Raw genomic sequence first — 15,171 nt, forward strand, 5'->3', positions numbered from 1 at the left:
CCAACGGCCTCGCCATTTGGCTGCGCGTGCGCGAATGGCGAATACGAATGCGCCATCGAAACCATTTTGAATTCGATAACCAAATACGCGAGGGGCGCTCGCTTTGCTCGCGTCCGGCAGCGAGACGCAGCCGCTCCTTGCGCACGCGTTTGTCGGCAAAAAAATTGAGATGCGCCCGTGTTCAATTCAGGCGCATATAATAATGCGCGAATTATATAATGAAACCCGACTGGTGAATATTATAATTCAGCCAGTATATTATTAAATGTCGCGCTGGGGCGCATGGCGGCGGAGGCTTTGGCAGCGTCGGGTTGGTAGTAGCCGCCGATGTCGGCGGGCTTGCCTTGGACGGCGATGAGTTCGGCGGCGATTGTCGTCTCGGCGGCGGCGAGTTTTTCGGCGACGGGGGCGAAGATTTTTTTCAGATCAGCGTCCTTGTCTTGCGCGGCGAGTTGTTGCGCCCAGTAGAGGGCGAGGTAGAAGTGGCTGCCGCGGTTGTCGATCTGGCCGACTTTGCGCGCGGGTGATTTGTTGTTTTCCAGGAACTGGCCCGTGGCGGCGTCGAGCGTGTCGGCGAGGATTTGCGCCTTGGGGTTTTTGTTCGCGGTGGCGTGGTGCTCGAGCGAGACGGCGAGGGCGAGGAATTCGCCGAGGCTGTCCCAGCGCAGGTAGTTTTCCCCGAGGAATTGCTGGACGTGCTTGGGCGCGGAGCCGCCGGCGCCGGTTTCAAAGAGGCCGCCGCCGTTCATGAGGGGGACGATGGAGAGCATTTTGGCGCTGGTGCCGAGTTCGAGGATGGGGAAGAGGTCGGTGAGGTAGTCGCGCAGGACGTTGCCGGTGACGCTGATCGTGTCCTGTCCGGCGCGGAGGCGTTCGAGGGTGGCGCGGCAGGCGGCGGCGGGGGCGAGGAGGCGGATGTCGAGGCCGGTGGTGTCGTGCGTGGTGATGGCGGGGAGGACTTTGGCAATGAGTTCGGCGTCGTGCGCGCGGTTGCGGTCGAGCCAGAAGATGGCGGGCGCGCCGGTGGCGCGGGCGCGGGTGATGGCGAGTTTCACCCAGTCGAGGACGGCGGCGTCCTTGGTCTGGCAGGCGCGCCAGATGTCGCCGGCCTCGACGGTGTGCTCGATGAGAATGTCGCCGTTGGCGGTGTCGATGACGCGGACGAGTCCGTTGGCGGGAATCTCGAATGTTTTGTTGTGCGAGCCGTATTCCTCGGCGGCTTGGGCCATGAGGCCGACGTTGGGGACGGTGCCCATGGTGCGCGGGTCGTAGGCGCCGTGTTTTTTGCAGTCCTCGATGACGGCTTGATAGACGGGGGCGTAGGAGGCGTCGGGGATGAGGGCGAGGGTGTCCTGGAGTTTGCCCTCGGCGTTCCACATTTTTCCGGAGGTGCGGATCATGGCGGGCATGGAGGCGTCCACGATGATGTCGCTGGGGACGTGGAGGTTGGTGATGCCTTTGTCGGAGTTGACCATGGCGAGGGCGGGGCCGGCGGCGAGCGCGGCGTTGAGGCCGGTTTCGAGGGGGGCTCGTTGGTCTTCGGGAAGGGTTTGTATTTTGGCGACGAGGTCGCCGATGCCGTTGTTGAGGTCGATGCCGAGGGGGGCGAGCGCGGCGGCGTGCGCGGCGAGGTAGTCCTTGAGGTAGGCGCGCACGGCGTGGCCGAACATGATGGGGTCGGAGACTTTCATCATGGTGGCCTTGAGGTGGAGGGAGAGGAGAATGCCTTCGGAGCGTGCGCGGGCGATTTGGGTTTCGTAGAAGGCGACGAGGTCGCGTTTGCTCATGACGGTGGCGTCGAGGATTTCGCCTTCGAGGAGGGGGAGTTTTTCCTTGAGGGTTTTGATGAGCGCGCCGTCGGGCGAGACGAGGTCGATGCGGACGGTGGTGGCGGCGGGGAGGGTGACGGATTTTTCGTTGGAGTAAAAGTCGCCGCCGTCCATGTGGACGACGTTGGTTTTGGAGTCGGGTGTCCAGGCGCCCATGGAGTGCGGGTGTTTGCGGGCGTATTCCTTGACGGCTTTCGGGGCGCGGCGGTCGGAGTTGCCTTCGCGGAGAACGGGGTTGACGGCGGAGCCTTTGACGCGGTCGTAGCGGGCGCGGATGTCGCGCTCGGCGTCGGTCGCGGGGTTGGCGGGGTAATCGGGGAGGTTGTAGCCGTGGGCGCGGAGTTCGTTGATGGCGGCGGAGAGCTGGGGGACGGAGGCGGAGATGTTGGGGAGTTTTATGATGTTGGCCTCGGGGCGGAGGGTGAGCGCGCCGAGTTCGGCGAGGGCGTCGGGGGTGCGCTGGTTTTCGGGGAGCAGGTCGGCGAAGGCGGCGAGGATGCGTCCGGCGAGGGAGATGTCGCGCGTCTCGACCGTGATTCCCGCGTGTTTGGTGAACGCCCGCACGATGGGCAGGAGCGAATGGGTGGCGAGCGCGGGGGCTTCGTCGGTCTTGGTGTAGATGATGGCGGGTGTGGTGGCTGACATACGTTGGGTATTTCGTATGCCAGATGCGCGCAGGGTCAAAACAAAGCTCAGGGTTTAAGTCTAAAGATTAAGTTTAGGATGATGACGGCGGTGGCTTGTCCTTAAACCTAGATTTTATCCCGAATTAAGGTTTTTTGATTTTTTAACCACGGAGGGCACTGAGTGACACGGAGAAATCCGTGAAGAGTTGCCGGTGGATTTTTCCCGATTCCGTGGCTCCCCGTGATTATGCCTTATTTGGGGATTCGCCCCCAATCTTGGGTCTCAAACTTTTTTTCGGCGGCGGTATTTCATGACGCCCATCGTGGCGAGGCCGAGGAGCATGAGCGCGTAGGTGCCGGGTTCGGGAACGGGGGTGAAGGTGATGGCGAGATCGTTGCCGATTTGTTCGATATTAAAATCACCGAGACCCGCGAGCTTGGGGTTGTAGGCGAGAAGAGCGTCGGCGTTGATATTAAAGTAATCGGGGTCAAAGCCGGTGAGGCTTTGGTTGCGGGAGAGGATCGTCCATGTGTAGGACTGGGTGTAATCGAAGTCGAGCAGGGGGCCGAAGCCGTTGCTGTTTACCGAGTAGAGGTTGATGACGATGGGGACGAGCCGGTTGCCCAGAATGTCGATGTTATTCCATGCGCAGAGCCTGTCGCTGCTGGTGGCGGTGAGGTCGACGTGCCAGATGGCGCCGGCCTCGAGTGTGAGGCTGGTGCCGGGGGAATGAAAATGGATTTCGCCTATCCGCCCGAAGCCGCCGGGAACGAGGTTTGCGCCGGTGCTGAGCGTGATGTGCGAGAGGTAGTTGCCGTAGCCGGTGATGGTGGAGCCGGGGTCGAGCACGACGGGGTTGTAAAGCGACACCGACGCACTGGAACCGAGATTGAGCGTGGCGCCGGATGAGACGGAAACGGTGCCGGAGGTGGCGCCGAGGGCATTGTTGGTGTTGACAAACAGCGTTCCGCCGAGGACGCGCGTGCCTCCGCTGTAGGAGTTGGAGGCGGCGATTTCGACAGTGCCTTGGTTGTCCAAGCCGGCCTTGCCTATGACAACGGTGTTCACTTGCGAGGTCGAACCGCCGAGCTGGGAGGAAATTTTCAGATAGCCGTCGTCAAGCGCCGCCAGATAAAGCGCGTCGTAGCCGCCTCCCGCGGTGAGCGTGGGCGTGATTAGGCCGGTGAGGTTGATGTTGCTTGTGGTGCCGATGTAGTAGGGCGTGGTTTGCTCGGTTCTGCCAAGCAGGGAAAGGTCGATGGTGTCGGAAACGGTGCGGGTGGTCGAGGAATCGACGCTGTCTATGCCCACGATGGCGTTGGGGTCGGTGATGGCGTTGATGCTCTGGAGGAATTCCGCGAAGCTGGTGGCAAAGTTTTCCGTGTATCCCAGGTAGGCTTCCGATGAAAGTGTGTATGTTTGCGGGGACTTTTCATCCATGCCTTCCTTGCGTCCGGTCAAAATAACTTTGCCGGTGCCGCGAATGTCGAGCGGAACGACGGTGGTGGCGTCGGCGACGGGGTTGCTGATGTAAAGTTTTCCCGGCCCGTCAACTTGCAAGGTGCCGCCGGCAATCTGCACGCCGTGGAGTGTCACATCCCCGGAACCCAGCGTGATGCCATCGACCAGTCCGATGTTTATCCCATTGCCCGAGAAGGTGTAAGGTGTGGAGTTAAGGAAGACGAGCGCTTTGAGGCGAATCTTGCTGGCGTCGAAATTGATCGTGCCCGCGCCCTCCTCGGTCAGATACACGGTTTCCGTGCCGTTGTTGGCCGAGGGGATTTTTCTGAAGGTCCAGTTGAGAGGATTGTCGTAATTGCCGTCGCCGGCGGCGCCTGTCCACGTGTAATCGGCGGCGGTCAATGTGACTGCGGCTAGAAATGATAAGGCGATGAGCAGGCGTTTCACTGGGCGGGATTGTTAGATAAAGTGATTTGCATTTGCAAGCTGATAGCTGGTGCGCGCGAGATTTTTTTGGAAACCAATTCCCGTGCAGATAAATGTAAAAAACGACGCGTTGTGGTCGCAAGATCAAAACAGGGGGTGGACGACCTCGAAGAGGATCAGAATGCGCGGAAAAAGGGAATTTATGACCACAAATAGGCCATTGCCGCGAATGGCGCGTTTGCATGAGGCGCGCTTGCTGCAATACGGCCCGCCAAATGAACGCCGCGATGCAACCATGGCTCGGGGCAAACCTTGGGGCTCGGTTTTTTGGTGGCCCGATTGTTGTTTCTTGCGGAACCCCAAGGAAGCGGGTAGGGGGTTTACTTCTTTTTAATGTCACAAAATATCGTCACTTTTCACTACACATTGCGCGACGCCTCGGGAAACATGATCGACATGTCGGTCGGCGGCGAACCGGTAAGCTACATGGAGGGCGCCGGGCAGATCATCGACGGGCTGGAAACACAGCTCAGCGGGCTGTCCGCCGGAACCAAAACCACCGTCAACGTCCCCTCCGCCCTGGCTTACGGCGCGCGCGACGAATCGCTCCTGCACAAGGTCAACCGCTCCATGCTCCCCGTCGAGGGCGAGATAAGCGTCGGCGACCAGTTCCGCACCGCGCCCGATCCGCGCGCGCCCGTCGTCACCGTGTCCGCCGTCGAGGGCGACGAGATCACGCTCGACGCCAATCATCCGCTCGCGGGCGTGGACCTGACGTTTCACGTCGAGATCGTCGCCGTGCGCGAGGCGACCGCCGGGGAAATCGAGCAACTGGCAAACGCGCGGCGCTGCGGCTGCGGCAAACAGCGCGGCAGTTGCAAGGACGGCGACTGCGATTGCGAAAACGGCGACTGCGAAGGCTGCTGAAATTTTACTAAAAACACATGACCACGGATTACACGGATATACACGGATGCGGACTCCAGCGCTTTTGCATTTATCCGTGTTAATCCGTGTAATCCGTGGTTAAAAAATTCAGGAAAATTAAATTTGGAGTAACACCTTAATCTTAAATCTTAAACAATCCTCATCCTCATGAACGTTCTCGGCATCGACATCGGCGGATCGGCGGTCAAAGGCGCGCCGGTTGACACTCGCACTGGAAAACTCCTCGCGGAGCGTTATCGCATCGAAACGCCCGACAAGGTTTCGCCGCAACGGCTCGGCGAAATCATCGCGGAAATCGCGAAACATTTCCGCTGGCGCGGACGCATCGGCGCGGGTTTTCCCGGCGTCGCGCAGGGCCCGATGATTCGCACCTCGGCCAACCTCCACAAAAAATTCATCGACTGCGACCTCGTCGCCGTCATCGAAAAAGCCACGAAGTGCCGCGTGAGCGTCATCAACGACGCCGACGCCGCCGGCGTGGCCGAAATGCGCTTCGGCGCGGGTCGCGGCGAGAAGGGCGCGGTGCTTTTGCTGACGCTCGGCACGGGCATCGGCTCGGCGCTGTTCTGGCGCGGCGTGTTGCAGCCGAACACCGAGCTGGGGCATTTGCCGATTCGCGGGAAATCCGCCGAAAAATTCGTCGCCGCCTCCGCGCGAAAACAGCGCGATCTTTCCTGGAAGGAGTGGGGCACGCAGCTCGGCGACTACGTGCGCGTTCTCGAAAAGTTGCTCTGGCCCGAGCTGATCATCATCGGCGGCGGCGTGAGCGACAAGCACGACAAATATTTCAAATACATGAAAACCCGCGCGCGCCTCGTGCCCGCGGAATTTTTCAACGACGCCGGCATCGTCGGCGCGGCGCTCGCGGGCACGGGCAAAATCTGACGCAACGATTTCCTCGGTGTGTGCACGGCCTGCCGCGCGCCGCCAAAAAAATAATTGTAACTTCTCCCGCCGCCGGGGTGTTTGGAAAGCACGCCTCGTTCTTTCATCCCCTCATTCCTGCACTCCCTTTTCCGTTCCAAGCCAATGTCATCCCCCGCATCTCCCTCGTCCTCCGCACCCAACCAGACCGTCACCCGCCCAAGCGCAACGCGCCCGCGCCGCAAATCGCGCAAGGGGCTGCTGCTCCTTGTCAGCGGCCTCGTTGTCGTCGTCCTCGTCATCGCCGCCGTCGCCGCGGGCAAGCGCGGCCCGAAGGCGCAGCGCGTGACCGTCGAGCCGGCGATCATCAAAACAATCACGCAAATCGTCTCGGCCACCGGAAAAATACAGCCCGAGACCGAGGTGAAAATTTCCCCCGAAGTCGCCGGCGAAATCCTTGAGCTGCCGTTTCGCGAGGGCGCGTATGTGAAAAAAGGCGACCTGCTCGCGCAAATAAAAGCCGACAACTACCGCTTCCAAGTCGAGCAACGCGAAGCCGCGCTCGCCTCCGCGCGCGCCTCCGCCGCCGACGCGCAAGTGCAGCTCATCAAAACCGAGGACGACCTCAAGCGCGCCGAGGGCCTCTACAAAACAAACCTCATTTCCGAATCCGACTTCATCGCCACGAAAGCCCTCCACGACCGCGCCCGCGCCAACCTCGACGCCGCCAACGCCTCCATCAACAGCTCCGAGGGCCTGCTCAACCAGGCCAAGGACCAGCTCGACAAAACCACCATCTACTCGCCCATCGACGGCACCATCAGCTCGCGCACCTCGGAAGTCGGCGAGCGCGTCGTCGGCACGGGACAATTCGCCGGCACCGAAATGATGCGCGTCGCCGACCTCACCAACATGGAAGTGCGCGTGGACATCAACGAAAACGACATCGTCAACGTGAAGGTTGGCGACAAGGCCCGCGTCACCATCGACGCCTTTCCCGGTCGCAAGTTCGACGCCGTCGTGAAGGAAATCGGCTCCGCCGCCAAGACCACCGGCAGCAACACGCAGGAGGAAGTCACCAACTTTCAGGTGAAAATCCGCATCCTCGACAAGGACATCCCCATCCGCCCCGGCATGAGCGCCAACGCCGACGTCGAGACGCAAACCGTCGAAAACGTCGTCGCCGTGCCCATCCAGTCCGTCACCGTCCGCTCGCGCGAAGGCAGCAAAACCATGGACCAGCTCGCCGCCGACCGCGCCAGGAAAAGCTCCGAGACAAAAGGCGAGGGCGCCGCCACCGCGGTCAACACCCGCGACAAGCGCCTCTCCGAGCGCAACGACCGCGAGTCGCTCGACCGCGTCGTGTTTGTTCTCGAAGGCGCGAAGGTTAAAATGGTGCCCGTCGAAACCGGCATCGCCGACACCACGCACATGGAAATCAAAACCGGCGTGAAGGAAGGCGACAAAATCGTCTCGGGCAGCTACGCCGCCATCACCCGCATCCTCCGCGACGGCATGGACGTGGTGGAGGACGCGCGGAAGCCGGGCAAGAAGTAATGCGGTGCCGCCTTAAACAATGAGCCTGTTTATTATTTTCGATTCTCGATTTTCGATTTTCGATTGCGCGCTTCCGCGCGTGCCCGAAATCGAAAGCGGAGCGGCAGCTCCCAATCGAAAATCGTTTCGAGCGACAGCGACAGTCTGCCAAATCGAAAATCGAAAATTTTCCCAATGACCTTCGCCCCCCACGAATCTCCCAACGCCGCCACGCCAATCCCCCCCGCGCGCGAATACCGTCCGCCCGGCTCGCTCGTCATCGAAATCGAAGGCGTCACGAAACTCTACCACATGGGCACCGAGACGATCCACGCGCTGCGCGGCGTCGCCCTCAAAATCCATCGCAACGAATACCTCGCCATCATGGGCCCGTCCGGCAGCGGAAAATCGACGCTCATGAACATGCTTGGCTGCCTCGACACGCCGACCGCCGGACTCTACGAATTCAACCGGAAAAACGTCGCCCACATGGTGGACGACGAGCTCGCCGCGATCCGCAACCAGGAAATCGGCTTCGTCTTCCAAACCTTCAACCTGCTCGCCCGCTCGACCGCGCTGCACAACGTCGAGCTCCCGCTCATCTACGCCGGCGTGCCGCGCCACGACCGCCTCGAACGCGCCCGCGCCGCGCTTGAGCACGTCGGCCTCGCCGACCGCATGAACCACAAACCCAACGAACTCTCCGGCGGACAGCGCCAGCGCGTTGCCATCGCGCGCGCCCTTGTGAACACCCCCTCGATCATCCTCGCCGACGAGCCGACGGGAAACCTCGATTCGCGCACCGGCGAGGAAATCATGGCCCTTTTCGAGGACCTCTACAAACAAGGCAACACGCTCATCGTGGTCACCCACGAGGAAGACATCGCAAGGCACGCCAGAAGAATCGTGCGCCTTCGCGACGGCCTGATCGAGTCGGACGAGTTGAATGCGGAATTCGGATTTCGGAATGCGGAATGAAACGAACCCCAAACAACATGAAAAACAACGACCTCAAAAAACGAACCAAACAATTCGCCCTGCGCATCATTAAAATGACCGAAGCCCTGCCGCGAACAATGACTGGCGGCGTGCTCGGCAAACAACTGTTGCGCTCAGCCACATCGGTGGCGGCAAATTATCGCTCCGCGTGTCGCGGACGCAGTAAACCGGAATTCGTCGCGAAACTCGGCATAGTCGAGGAAGAATCCGACGAGTCATCGTTCTGGCTGGAACTCATCGAAGAATCCGGATTGTTGCCCGCCGAAAAACTCGCCGCGTTGAAAAAGGAATCCGAGGAACTCACCGCGATCATGGTCAGCTCCATTCGCACCGCGCGCCGCGCCGCGTCCTAATCATTCCGCATTCCGAAATCCGCATTCCGCATTCAGCCGCCGCCGTTTTACTCCATGCGAAAAATATACTATGAGTTTATCGAATCGCTCCGCATCGCGGCGGCGCAGATTCGCGCGAACAAAATGCGTTCGCTGCTCACCGCGCTCGGCGTCATCATCGGCATCGTCTCGGTTACGCTCATGGGAACCGCCATCAACGGCATCGGCGCGAAAGTCGAAAGCTCCCTCTCCGGCTTCGGCGACGACGTGCTCTACATCACCAAATGGCCGTGGCGCGACGTGGACGACTGGTGGAGCTATCGCAACCGCCCGCGCCTCCGCGTCGAGCACGCCCAGCGCATCAACGAATGGATCTCCGCGCACCCCGAAGACCCGCTCAAGCTCGCCGTGCCCGTGGCCAGCGCCAATAGCACCGTGATCCGCGGCGACTACCGGGTGACCGGCATCTACACGCTCGGCACCGTCTCCGATTACGCGCGCATCGTGCGCACCGACATGAAGGAAGGCCGCTTCTTCAACGAAGTCGAATCGCGCGGCGGGCGCAACGTCGTCGTCATCGGCTTCGACGTCGCCGACGCGCTCTTCCCCAACGGCAGCCCCGTCGGCCAGACACTGCGCATCCGCAGCCAGCAATACACCGTCATCGGCGTCGCCGAGCGGCAGGGCAGCTTTCTCGGCCTGTTCAGTTTCGACTCGATGGTCCTCATGCCCATCAACGCCTTTCGCCGCAACTTCTGGATCGGCAACAATGTCGAAATCCGCGTGCAAGTGGACCAGACCCGCATGGACGACGCGCGTGAGGAATTGCGCGGCCTCATGCGCCGCATCCGCCAGCTCCCGCCCGAGGCGAAGGACAACTTCGACATCAACGAGCAAAAAGTAATCCGCGAACAACTCGACCCCATGATGCGCAGCATCACCCTGGCCGGCCTCTTCATCACGGGACTCTCGCTCTTTGTCGGCGCCATCGGCATCGCGAACATCACCTTTGTCAGCGTGAAAGAACGCACGAAAGAAATCGGCACGCGCAAGGCCCTCGGCGCGCGCCGCGGCACCATCCTCATGCAATTCCTGATCGAGGCCGTGAGCATCAGCGTCATCGGCGGCATCATCGGCCTCACAATCGCGTGGAGCGTCTGCAAGGCCATCGCCATCATGTTCCCCGCGTTTCCGCCCGTGTTTTCCCTGACACTCCTGTTCATCGGCTTCGGCCTCTCGCTCGCCGTCGGCGTCCTGAGCGGATTCATCCCGGCGCTCGGCGCCAGCAAACTCGACCCCGTTGTCGCCCTCCGCTACGAATGATCCTCGTCGAAATACTCCGCCTCGCCTTCTCCTCGCTGCGCGCCAACAAAGTCCGCAGCGGCCTCACCATTTTCGCAATGGCCATCGGCGTGTTCTCGATCATCGGCGCGATGACAATCATGGACGGCGTGCGCAACGAAATCGAATCCGGCCTCAGCCAGCTCGGCTCCAACAGCTTTCAAATCCAGAAATATCCCGCGATCTCCTTTGGCGACGGCTGGCGGCAATTTCGCAACCGCCGCGACATCACCTATCCCATGGCCGACCGCTTCAAGAACGCCATGGGCGACGAGGCCAAGGTGAGCATGCGCCTCGCGCGCGGCGGCCTTGTCGCCAAATACAAGGACCGCAAAACCAACCCCAGCCTCCGCCTCATCGGCACCGACGAAAACTATCTGACCGCCTACAACTACACCATCGCCGACGGCCGCAACCTCAGCCCCGAGGACGTCGCGCTCGGCCGCCCCGTGTGCGTGATGGGCAGCGAAATCGTCGAGAAACTTTTCCCCAACGAACGCGCGGTCGGCGCGCTCGTGCGCATCGGCAACCAAAACTACACGGTCATCGGCGTCACCGCCGCGAAAGGCTCCTCGCTCGGCCAAAGCCAGGACGCGTTTGTCATCACCCCGATCACGCGCTGGCTGATGGTCTACGGACGCGCCTGGCGCTCAATCAGCCTCAACGTGCAATCTCACTCGCAGGAAGATCTCGAAGCCGTGCAGGACCGCGCCATCGGCGTGATGCGCCTCGTGCGCCAACTCAAGCCGGAGGATCCGAACGACTTTGAAGTTTTTTCCAACGAATCGCTCATCGACGCCTTTAACAAAATCGCGGGTGTGGTGGCGATCGGCGCGTTTGTGATCAGCGGCATCGCGCTCGTGACGGCCGGCATCGGAGTGATGAACATCATGCTCGTGAGCGTGACCGAGCGCACGAAGGAAATAGGCATTCGCAAAAGCATAGGCGCGAAAAAAATAAACATCCTTGCGCAATTCCTGATCGAGTCGGTGACGCTCTCGCTCAGCGGCGCGGTGATCGGCGTGCTTGTCGGCTACCTGATCGGCGTCGCGGGCGGACTGCTGCTTGGCTTCAACGTCGTGTTCCCGGTCATCTGGGCGATGGTCGGCATGATCGTGTGCGGCCTGATCGGCGTGATCTTCGGCATGTATCCCGCCTGGAAAGCCGCCTCCCTCGACCCCATCGAAGCGCTGCGTTACGAGTGATTCGGATCGGAAATCACGCGCCCCCAAAAAAACGATCTCCCTCGACACAAACCGTCGCGCGGCGCACTCTGCTGGCATGGCGAAACCGGCACATCTCACACTCTGCTCCTTTTGCGGCAAACCGCGATCCGAGGTGCGCAATCTGCTGACCGGGCCCGGCGTTTTCATTTGCGAAAAATGCGTGCATGTCTGCCAGCTTTTTATTGATCGCGGGGCCAACCCGCCGCCCGGGATTTTTGCCGCCACCGCCGCGGAAATCGCCGCCGCGCTTCCTCCCGTTCCCGCACCGCCGCCGCCCAAGCTCATCAAGCCCGCCGTGATCAAGCGCGAGCTAGACGAATACGTCATCGGCCAGGATCACGCCAAAAAAGTTCTCTCCGTCGCCGTTTACAATCACTACAAACGCATCCAGCCCGCGTCCGCGCAACTCGCGCCCGCCCTCAACGCCGTCGAAATCGAAAAGAGCAACATCCTGCTCATGGGGCCGACCGGCTCCGGAAAAACATTTCTCGCGCGCACGCTCGCCCGCATTCTTGACGTGCCCTTCGCCATCGCCGACGCCACCACGCTCACCGAGGCGGGTTATGTGGGCGACGACGTGGAAAACGTCGTGCACCGCCTCCTCAAGGCCGCCAACTACGACGTGAAAAAAGCCGAGCGCGGCATCATCTACATCGACGAGATCGACAAAATCGGACGCAAGTCCGAGAGCGCCTCGATCACGCGCGATGTTTCCGGCGAGGGCGTGCAGCAGGCGCTTCTCAAAATCCTCGAGGGCACCCTTTGCGCCGTGCCTCCCCAAGGCGGACGCAAACATCCGGGGATGGAAAACATCTACATCAACACGACCAACATTCTCTTCATTTGCGGCGGCGCCTTTGTCGGTCTCGACCAGATCGTGCGCCGTCGCATCGCGGGCGCGGATGTCGTGGGCTACTCGGCAATCAAGCAACAAAAGGAAACCGGCGACACGCCAAGCCAGGTCATGCGGCAAATCATTCCCGACGATCTTGTGCGTTTCGGCATGATCCCCGAATTTGTGGGACGCCTTCCCGTAGTTTCCGCGCTGAACCCGCTGGACGAGCAGGACCTCGAGCACATCCTTCTCGACACCAAAAACGCCATCATTCACCAATACGCGAAACTCTTCGCGATGGACGGCGTGACGCTGCGTTTCACCCGCGACGCCGTGAAAGCCCTGGCGCGCAAGGCGCTCGAACTCAAAACCGGCGCGCGCGCCCTCCGCTCAATCATGGAAACTCTCATGCTCGATGTGATGTTCGAGATCCCGCAGCGCGAGGACATCGCCGAAGTGCTCATCGACGCCGCGGTCGTTTCAGGCAAACGCCGCCCGCAACTCAAGCGCCGTTCCGCCGCCGCGCCCGCCCGTTCAAAACGCGCCGCGTAGCGAAAAAGGCGCCGGGCGTCAGAATACAGGAGTCGGGAGTCGGAGGCAGATTTTTTCGGGGTTCGTTTTCACCATTCACCATTTATCATTCTTATTCATCCGCGCATGTCCTCGCCATCACCCAAACCGCTCACGATCTGGTGCAACGCAAAATTTTCCGACGACGTCTCGCGTCAACTTGAGGAGGGTTTGGGCGCGCTTGGGCACCGGCTTGTGTTTTCGGAATTCTGTTCCGCGTCCGTGCTCGACGCCGGCAAGCCCGACCCGCTTCTAGCCACCGCCGATGTCGCGCTCGGCCAGCCCGATGTCGCGCAGTGCATGTCGCTGCCCGCGCTGCGCTGGATTGAGGTCACCACGGCAGGCTACACGCGCTACGACCGCGAGGATTTTCAAGACGCGATCCGCGCCCGCGCCGGCGCGTTCACAAACGCGTCGCAAGTTTTTGCCGAGCCGTGCGCGCAGCATGTGCTCGCCATGATGCTCGCGTTTGCGCGCCAGTTGCTCCCTTCGCATCGCGACCAGTTGACCGACCAGTCGTGGCACTATTCCGAGCGTCGTTATGATTCGCGCCTCCTCAACGGCGAGACCGTGCTCATGCTCGGCTACGGGACGATCGCGCGCCGTCTCGCGGAATTGCTCGCGCCCTTCGGCATGAAGGTTGTGGCCGTCCGCCGTCGCGCCATCAGCGAGCCCGGCGTGCACATCATCCCCGAGGATCGCGTCAGCGCCGCGCTCGCCGGGGCCGACCACATCGTGAACCTTCTCTCCGACAACGAAACCACGCGCAACTACGTCAACGCCCGCCGCCTTTCCTGCTGCAAATCCGGCGCGAAGTTTTACAACATCGGACGCGGCACGACGGTCGACCATCGCGCGCTGATTGAGGCGCTCGAATCGGGCAGGCTCGCCGCCGCCTATCTCGACGTTTTCGAGACCGAGCCGCTGCCGCCCGCCGATCCGCTTTGGACGGCGCGCAATTGTTACATCACCCCGCACACCGCCGGAGGACGCCGCGACCAGGACGCCGCCATCGTGCGTCACTTTCTGGAAAATCTTGCCGCGTGGACACGCCAAAAGGGCGGGGGCTTGATCGACCGCATTGTATAGGTGAATAAAAAAACAGGGCGGCACTTGAAGAAAGTGGCGCGGAGAATCTTGCGTGTGCCGTGAATAATGGGTTTTGCTTCACGCAAACAGGAATGAATGCCTGTGCCACCCTTTGCAAAAACAGCCCATAAAACACCATATGAAAAAGAATATTACCCTAATCGCCCTTGTCGCGGCGTTCTCATGTTTGTCGTTTGTCGCCAGGGGCGATTCCGTTGGCGTGACCGCGCAAACCGAATCGTCGGCGACCGAAGGCAATCGCGGTGAAATCCGCGCCCCCGCGCTGACGCCCATGACATTTGATTCCTTTATAAACCCGAACTGGGAGGGCTGGAAGGACAGGGCCATCGCCTACGGCATGAAGTCGGGCAAAGTGCCGCTGCCGTTCATGTTCAACGCAACAATCTCGACCGATTCGACACTCGTCGTGCGCGGCGAAAACACCTTCAAGAAGCGCTGGGGATTGCACGTCTTCGAAGGCTACGCCAAGGACTGTCGCTCGCGCATAACGATGATCCTGAACAAGCACATCGAGGAGGGCCTGCCGGTCGCCGAAATGTATTATTACGCCGCCGGCTACGGACAGGGGCTCAAGGCCTACAACTGGTTCAGGATCGGTTCCGACGTGCCTTATCACAGTTTTCTTTTTGGTCGCGACCGGGCGATTTTTTATGGAAACGTGGAGATGCAAAACCTGTTTAGCCTCGCCAGCATCGGGACTGGTGATTTGCGCGACACTTTTCCCACCAAGGCCGAGCGCGCCGCCATCGCCGAGGAGTTCAACAAAACCCATTCGCGTGCTGACTATGAAAACGACGCGGATTACAGGCACGCGCGCAGCGGCGAGGCTTACAAGGAGGAGCTGAAGTGGGTGAAAAAAGAGGCCATCAAAAAGGCTCCCGACGGCTCAATTTTCTACGACACCGACATTGGCGCAGTCGTGGTGAAAGTCCGCGGCAAATGGATGAAAATGCCCCTGGAATCCTTGGGCGACGACTATCCGCACAATGCTGTGACGAGTGGCAATTGAATCATGTGCCCCGTGTGTTGACCCGCACGGGGCGTGATGGATTTTGGTGCTGATAGGT

The 15,171-nt window shown here is 60.8% G+C and carries 12 protein-coding genes; 10 read left to right on the forward strand and 2 right to left on the reverse strand.

The window, feature by feature from the left end; genetic code table 11:
• Positions 1 to 239: 239 nt before the first annotated feature.
• Positions 240 to 2,474, reverse strand: coding sequence for an NADP-dependent isocitrate dehydrogenase (locus M2103_RS07250; protein WP_277509668.1), 2,235 nt, complete (start codon positions 2,472 to 2,474; stop codon positions 240 to 242).
• Between the two features lie 264 nt (positions 2,475 to 2,738).
• Positions 2,739 to 4,364, reverse strand: a complete 1,626-nt coding sequence (locus M2103_RS07255; RefSeq protein WP_277509669.1) for a PEP-CTERM sorting domain-containing protein — start codon at positions 4,362 to 4,364, stop codon at positions 2,739 to 2,741.
• Positions 4,365 to 4,736: 372 nt separating this feature from the next.
• On the opposite strand from M2103_RS07255, the gene M2103_RS07260 reads away from it, so the two are divergent.
• From M2103_RS07260 to M2103_RS07305, 10 genes are all read left to right on the forward strand, one after another.
• Positions 4,737 to 5,270, forward strand: coding sequence for a peptidylprolyl isomerase (locus M2103_RS07260; protein ID WP_277509670.1), 534 nt, complete (start codon positions 4,737 to 4,739; stop codon positions 5,268 to 5,270).
• Positions 5,271 to 5,438: 168 nt separating this feature from the next.
• Positions 5,439 to 6,176 (forward strand): polyphosphate--glucose phosphotransferase, encoded by a 738-nt coding sequence (locus tag M2103_RS07265; RefSeq protein ID WP_277509671.1) that lies wholly within the window; start codon positions 5,439 to 5,441, stop codon positions 6,174 to 6,176.
• 144 nt (positions 6,177 to 6,320) lie between these two features.
• Positions 6,321 to 7,712: an efflux RND transporter periplasmic adaptor subunit gene (locus tag M2103_RS07270; protein ID WP_277509672.1), complete on the forward strand. Its 1,392-nt coding sequence runs from the start codon at positions 6,321 to 6,323 to the stop codon at positions 7,710 to 7,712.
• A gap of 291 nt (positions 7,713 to 8,003) precedes the next feature.
• Complete coding sequence (locus M2103_RS07275; RefSeq protein WP_345783548.1) at positions 8,004 to 8,669, forward strand: ABC transporter ATP-binding protein; 666 nt, start codon at positions 8,004 to 8,006, stop codon at positions 8,667 to 8,669.
• A gap of 17 nt (positions 8,670 to 8,686) precedes the next feature.
• Positions 8,687 to 9,043, forward strand: coding sequence for a four helix bundle protein (locus M2103_RS07280; protein ID WP_277509674.1), 357 nt, complete (start codon positions 8,687 to 8,689; stop codon positions 9,041 to 9,043).
• Positions 9,044 to 9,097: 54 nt separating this feature from the next.
• Positions 9,098 to 10,345, forward strand: coding sequence for an ABC transporter permease (locus tag M2103_RS07285; RefSeq protein WP_277509675.1), 1,248 nt, complete (start codon positions 9,098 to 9,100; stop codon positions 10,343 to 10,345).
• On the forward strand, positions 10,342 to 11,568 hold the full coding sequence (locus M2103_RS07290) for an ABC transporter permease (protein ID WP_277509676.1): 1,227 nt from the start codon (positions 10,342 to 10,344) through the stop codon (positions 11,566 to 11,568). The genes M2103_RS07285 and M2103_RS07290 overlap by 4 nt, the downstream gene beginning before the upstream one ends.
• 76 nt (positions 11,569 to 11,644) lie before the next feature.
• A complete protein-coding gene (clpX, locus tag M2103_RS07295) occupies positions 11,645 to 12,976 on the forward strand; it encodes an ATP-dependent Clp protease ATP-binding subunit ClpX (RefSeq protein WP_277509677.1) in 1,332 nt (443 codons plus the stop codon).
• Positions 12,977 to 13,081: 105 nt separating this feature from the next.
• On the forward strand, positions 13,082 to 14,083 hold the full coding sequence (locus M2103_RS07300) for a D-2-hydroxyacid dehydrogenase (RefSeq protein WP_277509678.1): 1,002 nt from the start codon (positions 13,082 to 13,084) through the stop codon (positions 14,081 to 14,083).
• A 139-nt stretch (positions 14,084 to 14,222) separates the two neighbouring features.
• Positions 14,223 to 15,113, forward strand: coding sequence for a hypothetical protein (locus M2103_RS07305; protein WP_277509680.1), 891 nt, complete (start codon positions 14,223 to 14,225; stop codon positions 15,111 to 15,113).
• Positions 15,114 to 15,171: the final 58 nt, after the last annotated feature.

Source organism: Ereboglobus sp. PH5-5 (assembly GCF_029504805.1).
GTDB lineage: Bacteria > Verrucomicrobiota > Verrucomicrobiia > Opitutales > Opitutaceae > Ereboglobus.